Raw genomic sequence first — 20,835 nt, forward strand, 5'->3', positions numbered from 1 at the left:
CGGCGAAAGCGCTGTCATTGGCCGCGCGCCAAAGCGAGCACGACATCAAGTTGCAGATGGCTGAAACCGATCAGGTTGCTGCAGCGATGACGCAAATGGCCGTGAGTTTCCAGGGCGTTGCCAATCATGCAGAAACCGCCGTGTCGTCGGCGCTGTCTGCCGACCAGCAGACCAGCCTTGGTTTGATGGTGGTGAGCGAGGGCCGCGACCGCGTCACGCTATTGGCCGATTCGATGCAAACGGCGATTCACAGCATGGACATTCTGGTGCGCAACAGCGACAGCATCATCAGCATGGTCGGGGTGATCAAGAGTGTCGCCGAGCGCACCAATCTGCTGGCCCTGAATGCGGCCATCGAAGCTGCCAGGGCGGGTGAGCATGGCCGTGGCTTTGCCGTGGTGGCAGGTGAAGTACGCGCGCTGGCGCAACGCACTCAACAATCGACCCAGGATATTGAAAGCACCATCAATACATTGCTGGATAGCACTGAACATGCCGTGACGTGTATTCATGGCAGTCAGGCTCTGCTCAAGGAAACCCTAAGCGACAGCGAACGAACTGTGGAGTCGTTTGGGGTCATCGTTGGTGCGGTATCGAGCATTCATGAGCGCAATCAGCAGATCGCCCATGCGTCCCGGGAACAGCGCACCGTTGCACAAGATATAACCCGCAACGTCACACGGATTCGTGACATTACCGAAAAAAACTCATCTACCGCTACCACCACGGCAGCATCCAGTCAGCAGCTGGAGGAACTGAGCAACGTCCTGCGCAGTGCGGCGGCGCGGTTTCAGTTGTAAGTGCGCAGGAATAACAGCTCAATCGGATCACCGTTTACCTGAATAATTAATTACCCATGAGTACTTTCCAGGCTATGCGTTTAAGCCTGTTGGGAGCGCCGCACCTATTACCCTGATTTAAAGCCGTCAGAGCCGATGTACACAATAAATTCTGCCAATAATCAATCGCAGTCAGGAGCCCGTATGAAATTAATGACCCTTGCAGTAACCGTGGGAACTGGTGTTCTATCGCAATTCGTTGTTGCCGATGGCAACGCTGGCTTTCTCGAAGACAGCCATGTAATTCTTGGCTCGCGCAGTATGTATTACGATGCCGATGTACGCTCTAATAAAGCAAGTAAGACCGGCGCACATACACCGGACGAGCGCGAGGCCGCCACTGCGTTAAGGCTCGATTACAAGTCTGGCTTTACCCAGGGCATCATCGGTTTTGGTATCGATGCCCAGGCGATCGAAGCGATCCACTTGGACGGCGGCACTGGCCACCATCTGGACGGCAACGCCAATAGCTTTTTCCCAAGCAACGGTGATTCGGCAGCAAACAACTGGAGCCGCATCAACGCCAATGCCAAGTTTCGCGTTTCCCAGACCGAACTGCATGTGGGCGGCGCCCTCGCGCCGGCACTGCCAATTCTGCTGTCCAACGACAGCCGCGTTACGCCGCAAACTTATGAGGGCGGCATTTTAACCTCCAAGGATATTCCCGACCTGACCTTTACCGCAGGTGAGATCAATAAGGTGTCTGGCCGCGCTTCCAGTAACGCTACGGGGCTTTCTGTTGCCGGCGCTACTAAGGACAGCGACAGCTTCACCTTCGGCGGTGTCGACTACACGCCGTTTGGTCGCAGTACCAACAGTCTTCTGAAAAACCTCACCGTCCAGTATTACTACGCCGACCTGGAAAATTTCTACAAACAAAACTTTTTCGGCCTTATTCATGTAGTCCCCCTGGGCGATGATCAGTCCTTCAAGACTGATCTGCGTTATTTCGACAGCACCCATGACGGCAAGAACGGCCAGGCAGGCTACGCATTTAACAACAATAGTGGTTATGCAAAACATGCCGGGGAAGTGGACAATAAAACTTACAGCGCCCAGTTTACTTATCAATTAGGCAGCAGCTCGTTAATGCTCGGCCATATTGGTATCAGCGATGACGGCGGCTTTGTATGGGCCAACCAGGGCAGTTTGGTGGATCCTGTCGCACAGGGCGCGGGCGGTTCTGATTTCTACCTCTTCACCAATGCTATGGTCGGCAGTTTCTCCCGCGCTGGCGAACAAGTGAATGTGGGGCAGTACACCTACGACTTTCGTAACTGGGTCCCTGGCTTGAAAGCTTCGTTCGCCTATCTGAGTGGTGACAACATCAAAGCCAAGGTCGCCGGTGGCAGCGAGCTGCACGAGGCTGAACGCGACATGCGCCTGGACTACGTCGTGCAGGCAGGACTACTGAAAGGCTTCGGCACAACCATCCGCACGGGTAACTATCACGGAGAAAACACCGGTACGTCTTCGCAGGACCAGACCCGAATCATCTTCAACTACACCTATAACTTTATGTAAACGGGCGGTTTCGCTTATCACTTCCTCTGGTTTTAGGCCCTGTTTCAGGGCCTCTTTTTTCAAGAAGGTCGAACGCAGTCTGATTTCCAGCATTCGATCCTGTGGATGCCATGCGCGATCATCTTTTTATTCCGATCACGTGCGCTTTAACGAGCTCTAGACCGATGGGTCTCACGATCTACAAATAGAAAATGTGGGAGGTTCAATGACCTACGATTTTTGCGTCATAGGTGGGGGAATTGTCGGGTTGGCCACTGCTATGCGTCTTTTGGAGTTGCAACCCACAGCCTCATTGTTGCTGGTAGACAAGGAATTACGTCTGGCCACACACCAAACCGGCCACAACAGCGGCGTGATTCATGCCGGGGTGTATTACGCTCCGGGCAGCCTTAAGGCTGAACTATGCAAACGCGGGGCCCAGGCAACCAAGGCGTTTTGCCGAGAGCACGGCGTTGCGTTCGAGGTTTGCGGCAAGCTGCTGGTCGCGTCGAGTGACGCCGAGCTGGAAAGGATGAGCGCCCTTGAGGTCAGGGCACGACAGAACGGCCTGAATATACAGCGCCTTAATGCTGCACAGTTGCACGAGCGTGAGGCCAATATCGTTGGGCAGGGCGCGTTACTCGTCGATAGTACCGGCATCGTCGACTACACAAAAGTTTGCGAGGCCATGGCTAGAGTGATTGCCGCAGCGGGAGGCGAGGTCCGCTTAGGGCAGACGATCGTGTCGATCCAAGAGACTGGCGACCACGTTGCCGTAGCGTCCCCAGGCGAATCATGGACCGCCAGGAAACTGGTGGTGTGTGCAGGGTTGCAATCAGACCGTCTGGCGAAGTTGGCCGGACTGAAAATTGACCATCAGATCGTGCCTTTTCGTGGCGAATACTACCGCCTGCCGTCGAAAAAAAATGACATGGTCAAGCACCTGATTTATCCGGTGCCCGATCCGGATCTGCCATTCCTTGGCATCCATCTGACCCGCATGATCGATGGGAGCGTCACGGTCGGCCCCAACGCCGTTTTGGGCTTTGCCCGTGAGAACTATCGAAAATTTTCCTTCAATGCCAAGGACGTCCTGGAGTACAGCCGCTTTCCCGGCTTTTGGAAAACCATCGGCCAGAATCTGGCTTCCGGCATTGCTGAAATGAAGAACTCAGTATTCAAGAAAGGGTATTTGGAGCAATGCCGTAAATACTGCCCCTCGCTTGAGCTTGATGATCTCCAGCCCTGCGAAGCTGGCATTCGCGCTCAGGCGGTAATGCGCAATGGCGATCTTGTTCATGACTTTCTTTTCCTGCAGACACCGCGATCGCTGCATGTCTGTAACGCACCTTCCCCGGCCGCCACATCAGCGATTCCCATCGGCGAGATGATCGCCGAGAAGCTGCTGAGTCGTTCCTGAACGGCATGTTGCATTCGATTGCGTCACTTATAAGGAGCTAAACAAGAATGGTGCCCGATGGATAAACGGCCTGCGTGCTGTGCATAAATTCTGACTCCCCCTTATTAAGAAGCGGCAGCAGCTACGCCATTCCCTTTTTGGGGAGGCGTAGCTAGAGAAGTCTGCGGCTGCCATGAGAGAATTGGGGGCTCATGGGTCGCCGCTCCTGGCCGATTGCAGACTGTCTTATGTCGTACAACGCCCAAGTTGCCAGCACACCCCATATTTTCAGACTTTCTGAAAGGCACTGGGCGACATACCGAACTCGCGTCGAAACATGGACGAAAAGGCGCTGGGACTTGAATAGCCGGCGTCGAGGGACACCTCCAATACGCTCTTTCCCAGCGCGAGGTTTTCAAGAGCAATGAACAGCCTGATTTGCTTGCGCCACTCGCCGAAGCTGATGCCCATGTCCGTCTGAAACCAGCGCTGTACGGTTTTCATATTGATACCCAGAAACTGTGCACACTCCGCCAAACCCCAGTCCAAGGCAGCGTTAACGGAAATTGCACGGCACAAGCCTTTCAGCCTGTCGCTGCCAGGAATCGGCAAAAGCCTGGAACTCGTGGGCGCGGCCAGCAGTTCCTCGACCAGCAGCGCCATCAAATGATAGTTCCGACTTACTTGTGAGTCGTGCGCTGTCACGAGCAGGACGGCAAAAATCAACTCCTGCAGTAAGGTCGATATCCCCAACAGGGTACAGGCAGCGGGCAAGCCCACTGATCGCTCGTCACTGAGATAGACAGTTCTGATCCTGGAGGTGCCGATAGTGCGTGTCCAATGCGGCTCGTTCGCAGGAATCCACAGGCCATGGCCGCCAGGTACCACCCAGCAACCGGCGTTTGTCGTCACAGCCAGGACGCCCGCAGGCGCAAAAAGGAGCTGCCCCTCCGGATGTTGGTGGATGTTGATGGTCGTGCCACTGGAGAGATCGAGGGCCAGGGTATAGATGCTTTGGCCTGGATGCTGCCGAGCGGTCTCAGAGATGGAAATGTCCATAACTCGACGATGCGTGCCCTTTATGCGTTAGACGGGTTATCGCCAACTTAGCATGATGGAAGGCCTCATTGCCCTGCCTGCGTGCTAATCATCGTGAACTCTTTCGTCGACTCTCAGAACCCGATCTCGCTGGAAATGCTGAACCAGCTCAAGCGCATTGCCGACTCGCTCGAACGTGCTTACCCCGTCAGCCGGCAGTTCTCGCTGCAACCCGACATTATCGCCTATCAATGGCAATACAGAGCACAGCAAGGCGTTAGTCACGCAGTACTGTTGCCGGTCAAACATCCGAGCCTCATAGATTTCCGCCAGTTGAAAAACGTGGATCGTCAGACTCGGCTGATCAGAGATAACACGCAAAATTTCATTTCCGGGAAGCCTGCAAACAACGTATTGCTGACGGGTTCCCGAGGCACGGGTAAGTCCTCATTGGTCAAAGCCTGCCTGAATGAATTCCATGGCCAGGGCCTGCGCCTGATCGAGATCGATAAGGAACACATCGGTGACCTGCCCGAGGTGATCGACCTGATCAGTAGCCAGCCCGGAAAATTCATTCTCTTCTGTGACGACCTGTCCTTTGAAGAGGGTGAGATTGGCTACAAACGCTTGAAAACCGTACTGGACGGGTCGATTACTGGACAGTCCACTAACACATTGATCTACGCGACATCCAACCGCCGCCACCTGATTGCCGAAAAAGCATCGGATAACCTGTCCAGAGTCCGAGGGGAAGACGGCGCTCTCCATCCAGGAGAGGAAGTTGAGGAAAAGATTTCCTTATCTGAACGCTTCGGGCTGTGGATTTCTTTCTACAGCTTCTCCCCGGATGAATATATCAATGCCGTCAATCAATGGCTGATGACCTATGGAGTGCCGGAGGAAGCCTTTGAAGAAGCGCATATTCATGCGAACCGCTGGGCCACCCAACGAGGATCGCGATCGGGGCGCATCGCATCGCAATTTGCCCGAGACTATTGCGGGAAACTCAACACTCAGAAGCAATGATCGACTTTGGGAACGACCCGCTGTGCCTGTAACTCTACCGGTATCTACTCATTGGTAAGGTACAGCGCAATGGACAAGACAATCACCGTGGATCAGTTGGCTACCGTTGACCTTGGACCCATCAACGAGATATGGCTCGGTGGCACTCATACCCAGCTATGCCTATGGCGTGGCGAACAGATCTTCACCCACGAAATGCTCAGCGAGGGCACCCACGATCAGAATGTCCAACGCCTGTGCCTGCAGTTGGTCAACCCTGATGATCAAGCCGCAGTGGCCAGCGTTGAGCTGATCGCGCGCGAACGGCTGAAGGAGATGGGTAAGGAGGGCGAGTTTTATCCGGCTGAAGAGGCGAACACTCATCAATAGCCGGGCTGAAGCGCTGATGAAAGAAAAGAGCATCGACCAGTCATGAGTGTCCTCAAGCTTGAGCGACCCGATAAAAGAACAAAGGCACGGCGGCCATCCTGAAGTCGGATGGCCGCCGTGCCTTTGCTCCGTTGCGCTTTGGATAGGGGGCGAGAATTCAGCCGATATCGACGTTCAGGGCGATATTGAAGCTGCCAGCGCCGTTTCGCGCTACGCCCATCAGCAGCAGACCGAGCGCCTCAAGGGTGTGCGCCATGTGCAGACCACCGACATCGAGTGGGCGCATGCCAAGGCTCGCGATGTAGGTGGCGACGCGTTCCTTGACCCGAGGATCATCGGCGGCGAAAAACCCATCGAGGCGTCCACCCCGCGCCAGTACGTGGCCAAAGATGCTGTTGAATGCCTTCACCACATGCGCGCCCGTGTGGGCCGCCTTGGCGATTTCCTGAGCAGCAGAGCTGCCTTGTGGGGTTAACAGACTTTCAGCGTCGGGGGTAAACGGGTTGGTGATGTCAATGATCACTTTGCCGTCGAGCGCGTCGCCGTATTCAGCCACTACCGCCGAAGCGCTGCTATAAGGAACGGCAAGGATAACGATGTCACCCGTTGGCACGGTGCCATAGGTCCCGGTGGTGGCGGCGCCTGCAAGTTGCGTCGCCATGGCCCTGGCCTTGGCAGGATCGCGGCTGATCACCTCGACGACATATCCCGCGTTGGCGGTACGACCGCCTATGGCTGCGGCCATGGCGCCTGAACCTATGATACTGATAGTGCTCATCTGCACTGTTCTCCTGAGTGGGTTATTGCCCGACGTCCCTCGGTTCAGCGAACCGGGAAGTAGTGGCCGTTATTGAAATCGTCGAAAAGACCAGGTTGCGAGGGGTTCCAGCCGAGTGTCTGGCGTGTGATGTCGTTGGATGCCGAGAGGTCCAGCGAAACCACAGCCGCGAGGAAGCCGAAGTAGCCCGGTATCATCAACTCGTCAGCGGGGATGCTTACTGCGGGAAGGTCCAGGCGCAGGGCGATGGCCTCGGCGATCTGTCGCAGCGCGATGGCCTGATCACCAACCGCGTGCCACGCCTTGCCTGCCGGGCTCTTTTCCAGGGCCAGGCGGAATAAGGAAGACAGGTCGCGTATGTGCACCGCGGACCACCGGTTATCGCCCGCGCCGGGGTAGCCGACGTAGCCTTTAGCCTTGGCAACCCCTATCAACTGCTGCAGAAAGCCGGCCCGATCCGTCGCACTGTGTGCGATGGGCGCAATCCTTACGACCGAAGACCGCACGCCCTGTTCGGCAAGGCCGAGCACGGCAATTTCCACGGCATTGCGGGCGCGCAGCGTGCCTCTGTGCGCGGGGCCCCCCGCCAAGGCGGGGTCTTGCTCGGTTGCCAGGCGGCCGAGGCTGAACGGCGCTGCCCGACCTGGATTGGTCGGCGCGCCGATGCTGCCCGCTACGACCAGCGGCTTGCCGGTGCCCGCCATGGCCTCGCCGAATGCGAGCACGATGGCCAGCTCCGACTCGCACAAGGCGTCGAGTCCGCCGGAGGGCAGCAGTTCTGCGCGGTACGCCAGGTGTATGACGCCGTCTGACTCCCGCGCCGCAGCCTTGAGCCCATCCAGGTCTTCCAGGCTCCCAATGCGTGCTTTTGCTCCGAGTGCGGACAGTGCGGCCGCAGCCTCGTCCGAGCGGGCCAGGCCGGTGACCTCATGTCCGGCGGCGATAAGTTCAGGGATGACGTGTGAACCGGCGTGGCCGGTGCCGCCAGTGACGAATACATGCATGTTGGTGCTCCAAGTGTGTGAGTAGTGTTGGGGGAGGGGCTATAGGGTGCTCAACCGAGCAGGCTGACGCCGATTGAGAACCGTGTGTGCATGACGGAGTGGGTGACGAGGCCCAGTGATAGCAGGCAGACATGCTCAAGGGCGCAGGCCATATCCAACGCCCCGGCGTCCATCGGGCGCATCCCGAGGCGTTCGACAAATGCTGCGATACGGGCTTTTGCCTGTGCATCGTCCCCTGCAATGAACACGTCGAGCGGGTGCTGTTTGACGGCGCTGGCAGCCAGTACGTGGGAGAACTGACTATTGAACGCTTTGACGACCTGAGCTGTGGCAGGGGCGACTTTGACGATTTCCCGGGTGCCGGAGTTGCCCTCGGGCGTCACAAGGCTTTTGAGGTCGGGGCCCACGGGATTGGTGATATCGACGATCAGCTTGCCTGCGAGTTGTTCGCCGTATTGCTTCACCACGTCGAGAACGGCGGAGTAAGGCACCGCCAGAATGACGATGTCTCCTGCCGGTAACGCGCCGAATATCCCTGTCGTCGCGTTGCTTCCGATCTCGTCAGCCAGTGCCTGCGCCTTGCTGGCATCACGACTCACGATCTCGACGGTATATCCGGCGCCAGCGGCAAGGCCGCCTATTGCCGCGGCCATGCCACCTGAGCCGATGATGCTGATTGTGCTCATGTGCGGGTCCTTGTTTGGCAGAGGGTTAAACAGTGCAGGGATGCCGACGCCATATCGGCGATCTCGCTCAGTAGGGTCCATGCTGAGCATATAACTTGCAAAAAACAAGTAAAAAATTGAAATTTACTTGCGATACACAAGCGATGCTAAGATCCGCCCATGAAGACAACAGCCAAAAAAGACATCCGCTCCCATTGCGCGGTGAATTACGGCGTGGAGATCTTTGGCGATCGCTGGTCGCTGTTGATCATTCGCGACATCGTGTTCGTCGGCAAAAAGACCTATGGCCAGTTCCTGAAGTCGGAGGAGGGCATTGCCACCAATGTCCTGGCTTCGCGCCTGGCCTTTCTTGAGGAGCAAGGTGTTCTCTCGAAGGCGCCGAGCCCGGACGACGGGCGCAAGGACTTCTACAGCCTGACCGAAAAGGGCCTGGACCTCATCCCCATTGTGCTCAACATCGTGCTCTGGAGCGGGAAATACGATTCGCAGTCGTACGTACGGCACAGCCAGGAATTCTTTGCCCGCCTCAGTCAAAACCCGATAGAGGTGAGCGAGGAGGTGAGGGCGCTGGTGCGCAGCGGCGGGTGCCTGTTCCCTGACGGCAACGGATGAGCCGGGCGGCAGACGGGCTACGCTGCTTGCCACTGGATAAGTTATTGCAGCCGGACGGTGATCATGGACAGGTTTCAGGAGATGAAAGTACTGCTGGCCGTCGCCGAGGCGGACAGCTTTGCCGCCGGGGCCAAGCTGCTGGGTATGTCGGCGCCCAGTGTGACGCGGGTCATCGCGGGCCTGGAAAATCGCCTGGGCACGCTGCTCCTTGCACGTAGCACACGCAGCCTGCGTCTGACCGAGGCGGGTCGGCGTTATGTGGAGGATTGCCGGCGCATTCTGCAGGATCTGGAAGAGGCCGAGGAGCTTGCCACCGGCAGCAGCATTCGAGCGCGGGGTAACCTGACGGTCACGGCATCGGTGATGTTCGGCGAGTTGTTTTTGATCCCGCTGATGACGGAGTACCTGGTGCTGCATCCTGAGGTCGTCATCAACGCACTCTTGGTGGATCGTGTGGTGAACATGCTTGACGAGGGGGTGGACGTTGCCATCCGCATCGGTCAATTGCCCGACAATGGCCTGCAGGCCATCCGGGTCGGGCAAATCCGCCCGGTGGTCTGTGCTGCACCCGGTTTTCTCGATCGGGTCGGCAGGCCGACGGCGCCGGAGGAAGTTTTGGAGGCGCCTGTTGTGATGTCATCTGCCAGTGGCCTGCTGACTGACTGGCAGTTCGACGTCGCGGGAAACGCCATCACCCTGCACCCCAAGCCACGTCTGACCGTCAGTTCCAATCAGGCCGCGATCAATGCCGCACGCATGGGTTGGGGCTTCACGCGAGTGTTGTCCTATCAGGTCGCCGAACTGGTTTCCAAGGGCGAACTGGAGATCGTCCTGGGTGCATTCGAAACAACCCCGTTGCCCGTGCATGTGCTGTATCAGGGCAGCAAGCGGGTCTCTGCCAAGGTACGCACCTTCGTTGACTATTGCTCGAGCCGGTTCCTCGAAAACCCGGCCCTGCATGCGGTCCCGACGGCCTAGTTCATGAGCCGTTATCGTGAAATGCGCACCTTCGAAGCCGTGGCGCAGGCGGGCAGTCTTGCCGCTGCAGCCCGGCAACTGGAGCTGTCGCCAGCGACCGTCATGCGTACCGTCGCGTCGCTGGAAACACGCTTGAGCAACAGGCTGCTGATTCGCGGACCACGCGGCATTCAGCTAAGTGAGGCCGGTGAGCAGTTCGCTGTGAGTTGTCGCCATATCCTGGAGCAGGTCGACATGGCCGAACGCTCCGCAGCAGGCATACATGGCAGCCCGGCCGGGCAATTGGTCGTGTCGTTACCGTTGGCGATGGATCAGGCTGTATTCACGCCAACAGCGCTGGCCTACCTGGCTGAATTTCCCGATGTGCAACTGGTCATCAGGACGTGCACTGGCGCGCCGAAACTTCTGGATGAAGGCATTGATGTCGCCCTGGTGGTCGGGCATTTGCCGAGCTCGTCGGGGTTCGCCGTGCCGCTGGGCATGATGAGACCGGTTGTGTGTGGCGCTCCAGCTTATCTGGCAACGTGGGGCCGCCCAGAGATACCTGCAGACCTCAAGACCCACCGAACGGTGATGACCACTGCCGCAGGCCCGGAGAGTGAGTGGCGCTTCTGCCGCGAAGGTTGTACCTGCGTCATCAAGCCTGACCCCGTCCTGACTTGTACCACTACGCGTGGGGCCATACACGCTGCAACCCTGGGGCTGGGGTTGATTCGTTGCATGACCTACGAGGCCCATCATGAGTTACAGGCTGGACTGCTCGAACCGGTGTTGAGCGCCTTTGCCAGCCATGCCCTGCCGGCGCAATTGATTTACCGCGACGGTCGCCGCGCCGATGCCCGGATACGGACCTTCATCGCCTTCGCCACGCCAATACTGCGCAGCCATCCGGCGTTTGTCGGGTAACGCAGAGTGCACTCTTTTGCTAAACGAAATTATCCATTGCTCAGGTTGGTGATTCTGCCCGGCGGGTGAGAGGTGCAGCATCTGCACCCAGCGCAAGGAGGCCAATACGGATTGATTTCTGCGCTGCCGCCCCCCAGTCAGAGCAGGAGCCAGGACCATGACGCAGCCAGCCATCAAACTCTATCGCCACACCCTTTCAGGCCATTCCCATCGCGTCGAACTGATGCTCGCATTACTGAAGCTGCCCACTGAGCGGATCTTTGTCGATCTGGCCAAAGGTGCCCACAAGCAGCCGGAATTCCTCGCAATCAACCCTTTCGGGCAGGTGCCGGTCATTGATGACGATGGCACGGTCCTCAGCGACTCCAACGCCATCCTGGTCTATCTGGCGAAGAAGTACGGTGACGGTAGTTGGCTACCTGATGAACCCCTTGCCGCTGCACGAGTCCAGCGCTGGCTCTCGGTTGCCGCTGGCGAGATTGCTGGCGGCCCTGCGGCGGCACGGCTGATCACCGTTTTCGGCGCGGCGTTGAATGCCGAAAGCGTCATTGCGAAATCTCACGCCTTGCTCAAAGTGATGGACAACGAGCTGGCGCAAACGGCGTTCCTGGCCGGTGATGCTCCGACAGTGGCTGATGTGTCCAGCTATACCTATATCGCCCATGCTCCGGAAGGCAACGTGTCGCTGGCGGCCTACCCGAACGTGCGCGCCTGGCTGGAAAAGGTCGAGGCATTGCCCGGTTTCGTGCCCATGCAACGTACCGCCGCAGGCCTGCAGGGCAACTGAGTCGGCCTGCTGTCGGGCTCACCTGCATCCGTCTCAAGGAGCGCTCCATGGACACTCTGCCCAAGCACCGTCGCTCTCCCTGGCATGCCGGGGAGCGCATACTTCAGGAACTCCACAGCGTATCCGAGCGGATGGAGGTGATCGGGCAAAAGGTTATCCGCAGCTACATGCCCGATCAGCATCGCGAGTTCTACCATCAATTGCCCTTCATGATCGTCGGCGCCGTAGACCCACAACAACGGCCTTGGGCGACCTTGCTCGAAGGGCCGGAAGGCTTTGTCACATCGCCCGATCCGCAGCAGTTGCTGTTGGCTGCACATGCCGACGAACAGGACCCTGCCATGGCCGGGCTGCAAGCGGGCCAGGCCATCGGCTTGCTCGGCATTGAGTTGCACACCCGGCGCCGCAATCGTATCAACGGCGTGATTGACCAGGCTTCTGCCCATGGCCTCTCGGTCATGGTCGAGCACTCCTACGGCAACTGCCCCAAATATATTCAGGCGAGGACCTGCCAACGTTTCCCTGAGCTGATGCAAGGGCGGGCCCCACGCCAGGACTTCACTGCCCTGAATGAGCGGACCGCGGCGCTGATTAGTGCGGCCGATACGTTTTTTGTCGCCAGTTACTTTGACCATGACCCGCAACAGCGCTCGGTGGACGTATCGCATCGGGGCGGGCGGCCCGGATTTGTCAAAGTCGAAGGCAACCGTCTGACCATTCCTGACTATGCCGGCAATCTGTTTTTCAACACCTTGGGCAACTTACAGGTCAACGCCTTGGCCGGGCTGCTGTTCGTCGATTTCAGCAACGGGGACGTGCTGCAACTCTGCGGGCGCACCGAGCTGATTCTGGACAGCCCGATGATCAAGGCATTCGAAGGTGCCGAGCGCCTCTGGACCTTCGAGGTCGAGCAGGTGGTGCTGCGCCCGGCGGCGGTATCGCTGCGCTGGGAGTTTCATGATTATGCACCGACCAGCCTGGCCACCGGCACCTGGGTCGAGGCGGACGCGCTGCTGCGCGAGCGCGAGCAGCGTCGGCAATGGCATCCCTGGCAGGTGACGCGTATAGAACAGGAGAGCAAGGACATTCGCTCGTTCTATCTCCAGCCGCAGGACAACGCTACCGTTGCCTTCGTCCCCGGCCAGCATCTGCCGATACGTCTGTTGCGCAGCGGCGATGCGTCAGCGCTGATCAGGACCTACAGCGTCTCCAGCGCGCCGTCGGATGGACACATCCGTATCAGCGTCAAGGCCCAGGGCCCCGCGTCACATCATTTGCATGACACTGTGCGAGTGGGAGACATTCTGGAGGTGCGCCCGCCATTGGGCAGTTTTACCCTCGCAGAAGAAACTGAACGCCCGGTAGTGCTGATCGGCGCAGGCGTCGGTATCACGCCGCTGGTTTCCATGTTCCGGGAACTGATTGCGCAAAATCTCCAGCATCAGCGGCACCGCCCGATCCATCTGTTCCAGAGCGCCCGGACCCTGGAGGATCTGCCGTTTCAGGCGGAGCTCGTCGAACTGCAACAGCGTGACCCTGAGTCGGTGCATATCCACCGTGCCTTGAGCAGTCCTGAGGCCGAGGCCGTTGCTGGCCGGGACTTCGAAATCATTGGTCGTCTGGATTTTGCCCGGCTCAAGGCTCGCTTGCCGCTCGATGACTACGACTTTTACCTGTGCGGGCCCGCGACTTTCCTCCAGGCCATGTATGACGGGCTGCGGGGGCTGAACATTAGCGATGAGCGCATTCATGCCGAAGCGTTTGGTCCGTCGACGTTGCAACGCCTGGCGGTCGAGCAGGAGACCCCGCTGATTCAGCCGCCTGCCGCTACGACGCCCGTGCCGGTGTATTTCGCCACATCGGCCAAGGATGCACGCTGGACGCCGGGGGCTGGCAGCCTGCTGGAACTGGCGGAAAGCCGTGGCCTTAACCCGGACTTCAGTTGCCGGGGAGGTTCCTGCGGCACCTGCAAGACCCGTCTGGTCAGCGGCAAGGTCCATTACCCCAATCCTCCGGCGCAAATGCCGGATGCCGATACGGTACTGATCTGCTGCGCCGTCCCGGCGGAGCATGAGGAGGGGGTGCAGCCTTTGGTCCTCGATCTCTAGCAACTGTTTCTGCATGGACGTCCTTCAACTACCGGGAGCAAGCCTTATGTCGACCCCTGAAATACGCCAACCTGTGCCGCCTTTCACCCGTGAAACAGCCATTCTGAAAGTCCGCCTTGCCGAAGACGGCTGGAACAGTCGCGATGCGGCGAAAGTGGCCCTGGCCTATACCCCGGATACCCAATGGCGCAACCGCGCGGAGTTCGCCAGCAGCCGTGAGCAGGCCCAGGCGTTTCTGCAGCGCAAATGGAACAAGGAACTCGAGTACCGCTTGATAAAGGAGCTTTGGGCGTTCACCGACAGTCGAATTGCCGTGCGCTATGCCTATGAATGGCACGATGACTCCGGTAACTGGTTTCGCTCATACGGCAACGAGAACTGGGAGTTTGCCGACAATGGCCTGATGGCCCATCGATTTGCCTGTATCAACGACCTGCCCATCAAAGAGTCCGAGCGTAAATTCCTCTGGCCACTGGGGCGTCGTCCTGATGACCATCCGGGGTTATCGGTATTGGGACTGTAGATCGACCGGCCGGGGCCACCTGATCAAACCCGCGCGGCCCCCGCAAAATGTGGCGACTGGTCGAAAGCCTCGATCAGGAACTCCGTCAGAACGCGTATCTTGCGCGCGGGATGCGAGCCGGGCGGGCGGATGACGTAGGCGCCCGCCTGCGGTGGCAGGTAACGGGTCATGATGGGCACGAGCGCGCCACTGGCCACACCCTCATCCGTGAGCCAGGCGGGCAGGTAAGCGATGCCCAGTCCTGCTGTTGCGGCGGCGACCAGCGCCGTGCCATTGTCGGCCTTGAAGCGCCCCTGCGCACGCACCGAAACGACTTTGTCGCCGTCCATGAATTGCCAGGTTTCGGTGCCCTGCATAAGGGCTTCATGGGCGGTGATTTGCTCCGGCGACTCCGGCGCTCCATGGGCCTTTATATAGTCGGGGCTTGCGACGAGCCGGGTATAAGACGGGCCGATGCACCTGGCGATCAGGTTGGAGTCTTGCAGATAGCCAACCCGGATCGCGCAATCGAAACCCTCCGCGATGAGATCGACGAAGCGATCGCTATAGCAGGTCTGGATCTGCAGTTCGGGGTGGTGAATCGCCCATTGCGCAAGCATGGGCGCGAATTGAGGGCCGAACGACAGCGGCACAGCGATCCGCAAACGACCGCGCAGGGCACCGCTGGGCAGGATGGTTTCCCTCGCGACCTCGATCTCGGCGCAGACCCTGGCGGCATAGTCGCGGAACGTAGCCCCGGCTTCCGTCAGCGCTGCGCCGCGGGTGGTGCGGGCCAGTAGCTGAATGCCCAGCTCCGTTTCCAGCCTGGCGAGCCTGCGGCTGACGATTGATTTGGACACCCCCAGCCGCAGTGCTGCTGCCGAGACCCCGCCGGCATCAGCCACTTCCACGAATGTTTGCAGCTCTTCGATATCCATGTCGGTGTTCCTCATTTCGCAACACAGCTAGTCGCGAGATGCTACTACTGCGTCGAGTATGGGAACAGCACAATCCTGCTTCCTGGTGATCTCGCCTTTGGCGCCTATCTCCCGGACACCATCAGTCCAGGCGTCGTCCCAGCGGTGTCGCCTGTGCGTGTGCATCCCCACCAAGAACAGGACCAGCAAATGGCTAGCGAAGTTATCCGCAACCCCCATACCGACCAACTCTTGTCGCCCGAAAATTCGGCGCTGATCATCATCGACTACCAGCCGATCCAGGTCTCCTCGATCCGCTCGATGCCCCGGGAAGAGTTGGTCTTCAACATCGCCAGCGTCGCCAAGGCGGCCCTCAACTACAACCTTCCGATCATTCATTCGACTGTCAACGTCGCCACCGGCCGCAATAAGCCGCCGATTCGGGAACTGCAGGACCTGCTCGGTCATCTGCCGACCTTTGATCGCACCTCGATCAACAGTTGGGAGGACACCGAGTTCAAACAGGCGGTCAAGGCGCTCGGTCGCCGCAAACTGATCATGACCGCACTCTGGACTGAAGCCTGCCTGACCTTCCCGGTACTCGACGCGATCCAGGAAGGCTACGAGGTTTATGTACCGGTCGACGCGGTCGGTGGTACATCCGTTGCTGCGCACGAGATGGCGCTGCGCCGAATCGAACAGGCGGGCGCGAAGCTGATCAGTCGAGTGCAGATGTACTGCGAGCTTCAGCGCGACTGGGCGCGGGAATCGACTGTCGCCGGTTTCATGGGCGTGTTTGAAAATGCCGATGGGTTTAATGCGGAGAAGGCCGTTTAAGAACCGCGGCCAGATTTCCTTCAAATAGCTTGAAGCTGGATGGGGGTGGCGCTTGCGCAGGCAGGCGCTACCTTTCACTTTTCTTTAGCCTGATTGTAGAGGGGCCTACAAGTCCTTCGCCCAGGTCTGACTGACCAGATCCTTGCCGAAGCTGTGAACCGGTTCTTCCTCCACCAACTGAAATCCCGCCCTTTGATACAGCTTGCGGGCATCCGTGAGGATGCTGGTGGTCCAGAGGATCATCCGTTTGTAACCTGCCTGCCGGGCAAACCGCAGGGTCTCCTCGACCAACCGATTGCCGATACCCAGGCCTCGGGCGCTCGCATCCACATACAGCATGCGCAGTTTGGCAGTGGTCTCGTCGTGCCTGACCACGAAGACTGAACCGATGACCTTGCCATCCTTTTCCGCGATCCAGCACCGTTCACCCGATGGGTCGAACTCACGCAGGAACCTGGCGACGATCTCAGCCACCAGAGCTTCGAACTCCGAATTCCAGCCATATTCGCGTGTGTACAGTTCTGCCTGCTGCTGAACGACGATACCCATGTCACCGGCTCGCGGATCGCGTAGCAGATAGGACGAGTCGTTGCCAGCCAACAGCGACTGGACCTGCTGCATGGCTTGGGTCAATTGTTCCTGGCGGGATTCGGGCATGTCTTGCAGCATTGCCATCACTTCTTCGCGCGCGGCTTGTTCAAGTGAGGCAAGGACAGCCTTTCCCGCATTGGTGAGCTGTATGAGCAACGCTCGTGCGTCGCTGGGTGAGCGGGTTTTGCTGATCAGCCCTTTTTTCTCGAAACCGCTGATGATCCGGCTCAGGTAGCCGGCGTCCAGACCCAGCATCTGACAGAGCTCGGCACTGGTCAGGCCGGCACTGGTCCCCAGTTCATAGAGGATCCGGCTTTCGCTCAGGGAGAACTCGGCCTGCAGCAAATGCTCGCGTAGGGCGCCGATCTGGCGGGTATAGAAGCGGTTGAAGCGGCGGATGGCTTCGGCGCGGGCCATGAGGGAGGTAGTCATGACAATGTCCATAAGGTTGCTTAAGGCAAGTATATGCTTGCCTTAAGCAATTATGTCAACGCTGTGGATGTCTGGGTGATTCTTTAGGCGCGGGGCTTGCCCGCGAAAAACGATAACGCGGTGCATCTGTCGGACCGCGCAGCCAGATAAGCGGGCAAGCACAGACCAAACGGGGCGAAACGGGGGTGGTGCTCTGCTCACGCTTCATTCTCAGTCAATCATTGAGTGGGCAGCCGTGAATGTTCTGATTAAAAATAGTTTATAAATAAAAAGTTCTACATGAATGAATAAAAGTTTATAAATAAACATTCTTTATAAATAAAAAATACGTTTACAAAAAACAAATGCCTTATGCTTTGTGCTGATCCTGTTGCGCAGTATTGATTTCCACTCATTGAACCTATTACCTGTCATCGCATTTGAAGGCCGTCAGAGCCCCACTTAACAATAAACGCTGCGTTGCAATTGCGCAGTCTGGAGCATGTAATGAAGTTAGCTGTCCTGGCAGTATCCGTAGGCGCGGGGGTTATATCGCAGTTTGCTATGGCCGACGGAACCGGTGGTTTCATCGAAGACAGTCATGTTGCGTTGGGCTCTCGCAGTATGTATTACGACGCTGATGTGCGATCCAACAAAGCAAGTAGTACCGGTGCCCATACGCCGGACGAGCGAGAGGCGGGGACGGCTCTGCGTCTGGACTACCAATCCGGTTTTACCAAGGGTACAGTAGGTTTCGGTCTTGATGCCGAGGCCATTCAGGCGATCCACCTGGACGGTGGCACCGGCCATCACCTGGACGGTAACTCCAACAGCTTCTTCCCGAGCAATGGTACGTCGGCTGCAGATAACTGGAGCCGAATCAACGCCAATGCCAAGTTCCGTATTTCCCAGACCGAACTGCATGTCGGCGGGGCGCTGGCGCCTTCGCTGCCGATTCTTCTGTCCAACGATAGCCGCTTGACGCCGCAGACCTATTCGGGTGGGATCCTCACGTCCAAGGACATCCCCGACCTGACGTTTACCGGCGGTGAAATCAACAGGGCAGCGGGCCGTGCTTCGAGTAACTCCACCGGTCTTTCGGTCGCCGGCGCTACGCAAGACAGCGACAACTTCAAGTTCGGCGGGGTGGATTACACACCCTTCGCCCGCAGTGGCGATCCGCTGCTGAAAAACCTGGTTGTGCAATATTATTATGCCGATCTGGAAAACTTCTACCGTCAGAACTTCTTTGGCCTGGTTCACGTATTGCCGCTCGGTAATGATCAATCTTTCAAGACTGATCTTCGTTATTTCGACAGCACCGGCGATGGTAAAAACGGCGAGGCTGGCTATGCGTTCAATAACAACGGTGGTTATGCCAAGCACGCGGGTGAAGTCGATAACAAAACCTACAGTGCGCAGTTCACTTATCAACTGGGCGGCAGTGCATTCATGCTCGGCCACGTAGGCGTCAGTGATGATGGCGGCTTTGTCTGGGCCAACCAGGGCAACCTGGTAGACCCTGTTGCCCAAGGCGCCGGCGGTTCCGACTTCTATCTGTTTACCAATGCCGTGGTCGGCAGCTTCTCTCGCGCTGGCGAGCAAGTGAACTTCGGTCAGTACACCTATGACTTCCGTACCTGGGTTCCGGGCCTCAAGGCTTCGATCGCTTACCTGCGCGGTGATGATATCAAGGCCAAGGTCGCCGGAGGCAGTGATCAAAGTGAAGCGGAACGTGACCTGCGGGTCGACTACGTGATTCAGGAAGGTCCACTCAAAGGTTTCGGCACCACCGTCCGTACGGGTAACTACCACGGCGAAAACACCGGCACGTCCTCTCAGGACCAGACCCGCATCATCTTCAACTACACGTACAACTTTATGTAATTGCGCTGTACCGCTACCTCTCCTCTGTAATTTAGGCCTCGACTTTTCGGGGCCTCTTTTTATCTCGAATAAGTGCTACTCCATCGATCTGGCACCGCGCTAGGTAGGACCGGCTTTAGCCGGGAGAGCATCATCGGCTTCAACGATGCCCTCCCGGCTAAAGCCAGTTCTACAGAAGCCGCATTCAAACTCAGAAATCGCGCTGTATCTGGCAGGATCTGCGTTGTCAGGACCCGCTGCTGGAGCCTTTGCCTTCATCTGAGCTCGACCCGGCACCCGACGGCGTTTTATTGCCCGGGCTCGAATTACCGCCAGCGCCCGCTTCACCGCCAGAGCCGGGCAGGGCGGTGCCGTTGGTGTTGGCGCCGTTGGTGCCGCTGGGTTTGGAGGATTGTCCCGAGTTGCTGCCGGAAGACGTTGCCGGGGCGCTGCTGCTCGCGCCGCTGGAGGTGCCACTGGCGCTGGTCGCAGCCATCAGGGGAGTCGACAGTACGCAAGTCAGACTGGCCATGGCCAGTGCATAAGTTATTGTTTTTCTCATGAGGAAAAGCCTCTTGGTAGATGTGAACAAAGGGTGCAAGTGCTGGCATCTTTGCCAATCGCTCTACGGGTGTGACTCATCGGTACGTGGAAAAAGTTTGAAAAAATGAAGAATCGGCGATGAACGGTTCAGCCACGCTCTGATCCTTTTCAAGATTGGATGCCCCGGTTCTCCTCAAGAATTCGCGCGGTATCCCGCGACGGCGGTAGGCCAAATACCCTGGCATAGTCCCGGCTGAACTGGGTCGCGCTCTCATAGCCGACCTCGAAGGCCGCAGCCGTGACGCTCCTGGCGCTGGCGATCATGAGGGTGCGGGCCTGGAGCAGGCGTACGCGCTTCTGATACTGCAGCGGACTGAGGTTGGTGACGGCCTTGAAGTGGCGGTGAAACGCCGAGACGCTCATGGCGGCTTTGTGTGCCAGGCTCTCGACCCTGATGGGCTCGGCAAAGTCCCGGCGGATCCACTGGATGGCCAGATTGACCCGGGCCATGGCGGTATCGGGCGCGGCGATTTCCCGCAGCATCCAGCCGTGGGGGCCTTGCAGTACGCGGTAGAGAATTTCCCGCTCATAAGCCGGTGCCAATGCCGCAATGGCTTCGGGGTTGTCCATTAGACGCAGCATGCGTACCCAGGCGTCCATCAGTTCCGGGGTGACGGCGGCTACCGAAAAACCTGGCTCATGTTCGTGACGCTCGGAGGGGCCTGGCAGGTCGGCGAGCAGTGTCGTCAGTACTGCCGGATTGAGGGTCAGGCTGACCGCCAGGTAGGGTTCGCCGCTAACCGCCGGATGTACGCTGCCCACGGCGGGGAGTTCGATGGACATCACGAAGTAGGTCGCCGGGTCGTAGCGCAAAGTGCGATCGCCCACGGTCATGGATTTGCTGCCTTGCAGGATCAGGTTGATCATCGGGTCATAGACTGCCGCCAGCATATGCTCGGGAATCTTGCCCTGGACCATGGCCACGCGCGGGATGCCCGTCTCGGTGCGCCGGTTTTCGGCTCTGGCGGCCAGTGACCTAAGTTCATTCAATTGATTGATCATGAGCGCCATGCTGAGTGAAGCCAGGTGCGCTGTGCAAGCGAAAAGCAGAAACAGGCAGGTTTGCGATAGAAAC

Annotated in this window: 21 protein-coding genes; 13 read left to right on the top strand and 8 right to left on the bottom strand. The window is 58.3% G+C overall.

Annotation, left to right across the window (positions count from 1 at the left end; genetic code table 11):
* Positions 1-95: 95 nt before the first annotated feature.
* From M2401_RS34755 to lhgO, 3 genes are all read left to right on the top strand, one after another.
* Positions 96-800, top strand: a complete 705-nt coding sequence (locus M2401_RS34755) for a methyl-accepting chemotaxis protein (RefSeq protein ID WP_409033989.1) — start codon at positions 96-98, stop codon at positions 798-800.
* Between the two features lie 183 nt (positions 801-983).
* The gene (locus M2401_RS26125) at positions 984-2,363 is read left to right on the top strand and encodes an OprD family porin (protein ID WP_259107732.1); all 1,380 of its coding nucleotides are present in this window, start codon (positions 984-986) and stop codon (positions 2,361-2,363) included.
* Between the two features lie 205 nt (positions 2,364-2,568).
* Positions 2,569-3,762: an L-2-hydroxyglutarate oxidase gene (gene lhgO, locus M2401_RS26130; RefSeq protein ID WP_259107733.1), complete on the top strand. Its 1,194-nt coding sequence runs from the start codon at positions 2,569-2,571 to the stop codon at positions 3,760-3,762.
* Positions 3,763-4,029: 267 nt separating this feature from the next.
* Here lhgO and M2401_RS26135 read toward each other — a convergent pair whose 3' ends face one another.
* Complete coding sequence (locus tag M2401_RS26135) at positions 4,030-4,800, bottom strand: helix-turn-helix transcriptional regulator (protein ID WP_259107735.1); 771 nt, start codon at positions 4,798-4,800, stop codon at positions 4,030-4,032.
* A gap of 81 nt (positions 4,801-4,881) precedes the next feature.
* On the opposite strand from M2401_RS26135, the gene M2401_RS26140 reads away from it, so the two are divergent.
* Positions 4,882-5,805, top strand: coding sequence for an ATP-binding protein (locus tag M2401_RS26140; RefSeq protein ID WP_409033985.1), 924 nt, complete (start codon positions 4,882-4,884; stop codon positions 5,803-5,805).
* A 69-nt stretch (positions 5,806-5,874) separates the two neighbouring features.
* The gene (locus M2401_RS26145; protein WP_259107739.1) at positions 5,875-6,174 is read left to right on the top strand and encodes a hypothetical protein; all 300 of its coding nucleotides are present in this window, start codon (positions 5,875-5,877) and stop codon (positions 6,172-6,174) included.
* A gap of 157 nt (positions 6,175-6,331) precedes the next feature.
* On the opposite strand, the gene M2401_RS26150 is transcribed toward M2401_RS26145, so the two are convergent.
* The 3 genes from M2401_RS26150 to M2401_RS26160 are packed head-to-tail and all read right to left on the bottom strand — an operon-like array spanning position 6,332 to position 8,642.
* Entirely contained in the window at positions 6,332-6,952 is a 621-nt protein-coding gene (locus tag M2401_RS26150) for an NADPH-dependent F420 reductase (protein ID WP_259107741.1), read from the bottom strand.
* Between the two features lie 44 nt (positions 6,953-6,996).
* Entirely contained in the window at positions 6,997-7,956 is a 960-nt protein-coding gene (locus M2401_RS26155) for an SDR family oxidoreductase (protein ID WP_259107743.1), read from the bottom strand.
* A gap of 50 nt (positions 7,957-8,006) precedes the next feature.
* Positions 8,007-8,642, bottom strand: a complete 636-nt coding sequence (locus M2401_RS26160) for an NADPH-dependent F420 reductase (protein ID WP_259107745.1) — start codon at positions 8,640-8,642, stop codon at positions 8,007-8,009.
* Between the two features lie 159 nt (positions 8,643-8,801).
* On the opposite strand from M2401_RS26160, the gene M2401_RS26165 reads away from it, so the two are divergent.
* The 6 genes from M2401_RS26165 to M2401_RS26190 all read left to right on the top strand — a co-directional run bounded on the left by M2401_RS26165 (position 8,802) and on the right by M2401_RS26190 (position 14,556).
* Positions 8,802-9,254: a helix-turn-helix domain-containing protein gene (locus tag M2401_RS26165; protein ID WP_259107747.1), complete on the top strand. Its 453-nt coding sequence runs from the start codon at positions 8,802-8,804 to the stop codon at positions 9,252-9,254.
* A gap of 63 nt (positions 9,255-9,317) precedes the next feature.
* Entirely contained in the window at positions 9,318-10,232 is a 915-nt protein-coding gene (locus tag M2401_RS26170; protein WP_259107749.1) for a LysR family transcriptional regulator, read from the top strand.
* A 3-nt stretch (positions 10,233-10,235) separates the two neighbouring features.
* Positions 10,236-11,138: a LysR substrate-binding domain-containing protein gene (locus M2401_RS26175; protein ID WP_259107752.1), complete on the top strand. Its 903-nt coding sequence runs from the start codon at positions 10,236-10,238 to the stop codon at positions 11,136-11,138.
* A gap of 157 nt (positions 11,139-11,295) precedes the next feature.
* Positions 11,296-11,925, top strand: a complete 630-nt coding sequence (locus M2401_RS26180; RefSeq protein WP_259107754.1) for a glutathione S-transferase family protein — start codon at positions 11,296-11,298, stop codon at positions 11,923-11,925.
* 47 nt (positions 11,926-11,972) lie between these two features.
* The gene (locus tag M2401_RS26185; protein ID WP_259107757.1) at positions 11,973-14,033 is read left to right on the top strand and encodes a pyridoxamine 5'-phosphate oxidase family protein; all 2,061 of its coding nucleotides are present in this window, start codon (positions 11,973-11,975) and stop codon (positions 14,031-14,033) included.
* A 46-nt stretch (positions 14,034-14,079) separates the two neighbouring features.
* Positions 14,080-14,556: a nuclear transport factor 2 family protein gene (locus tag M2401_RS26190; protein WP_259107759.1), complete on the top strand. Its 477-nt coding sequence runs from the start codon at positions 14,080-14,082 to the stop codon at positions 14,554-14,556.
* Positions 14,557-14,579: 23 nt separating this feature from the next.
* Here the strand turns inward: M2401_RS26190 and M2401_RS26195 are convergent, their stop codons facing one another.
* A complete protein-coding gene (locus tag M2401_RS26195) occupies positions 14,580-15,473 on the bottom strand; it encodes a LysR family transcriptional regulator (protein WP_259107762.1) in 894 nt (297 codons plus the stop codon).
* A gap of 189 nt (positions 15,474-15,662) precedes the next feature.
* Here M2401_RS26195 and M2401_RS26200 point away from each other — a divergent pair, with 189 nt between their 5' ends.
* A complete protein-coding gene (locus tag M2401_RS26200) occupies positions 15,663-16,289 on the top strand; it encodes a hydrolase (protein WP_259107764.1) in 627 nt (208 codons plus the stop codon).
* Positions 16,290-16,394: 105 nt separating this feature from the next.
* Here the strand turns inward: M2401_RS26200 and M2401_RS26205 are convergent, their stop codons facing one another.
* Positions 16,395-17,312 (bottom strand): bifunctional helix-turn-helix transcriptional regulator/GNAT family N-acetyltransferase, encoded by a 918-nt coding sequence (locus tag M2401_RS26205; RefSeq protein ID WP_259107766.1) that lies wholly within the window; start codon positions 17,310-17,312, stop codon positions 16,395-16,397.
* A 486-nt stretch (positions 17,313-17,798) separates the two neighbouring features.
* Here M2401_RS26205 and M2401_RS26210 point away from each other — a divergent pair, with 486 nt between their 5' ends.
* Positions 17,799-19,178, top strand: coding sequence for an OprD family porin (locus M2401_RS26210; RefSeq protein ID WP_259107769.1), 1,380 nt, complete (start codon positions 17,799-17,801; stop codon positions 19,176-19,178).
* 226 nt (positions 19,179-19,404) lie between these two features.
* Here M2401_RS26210 and M2401_RS26215 read toward each other — a convergent pair whose 3' ends face one another.
* Together M2401_RS26215 and M2401_RS26220 are read right to left on the bottom strand one after the other, a co-directional pair.
* Positions 19,405-19,719, bottom strand: a complete 315-nt coding sequence (locus M2401_RS26215) for a hypothetical protein (protein WP_259107778.1) — start codon at positions 19,717-19,719, stop codon at positions 19,405-19,407.
* Between the two features lie 149 nt (positions 19,720-19,868).
* On the bottom strand, positions 19,869-20,762 hold the full coding sequence (locus tag M2401_RS26220; RefSeq protein WP_259107784.1) for an AraC family transcriptional regulator: 894 nt from the start codon (positions 20,760-20,762) through the stop codon (positions 19,869-19,871).
* Between the last annotated feature and the right edge of the window lie 73 nt (positions 20,763-20,835).

The sequence above is a fragment of the Pseudomonas sp. JUb42 genome, from assembly GCF_024807945.1.
GTDB lineage: Bacteria > Pseudomonadota > Gammaproteobacteria > Pseudomonadales > Pseudomonadaceae > Aquipseudomonas.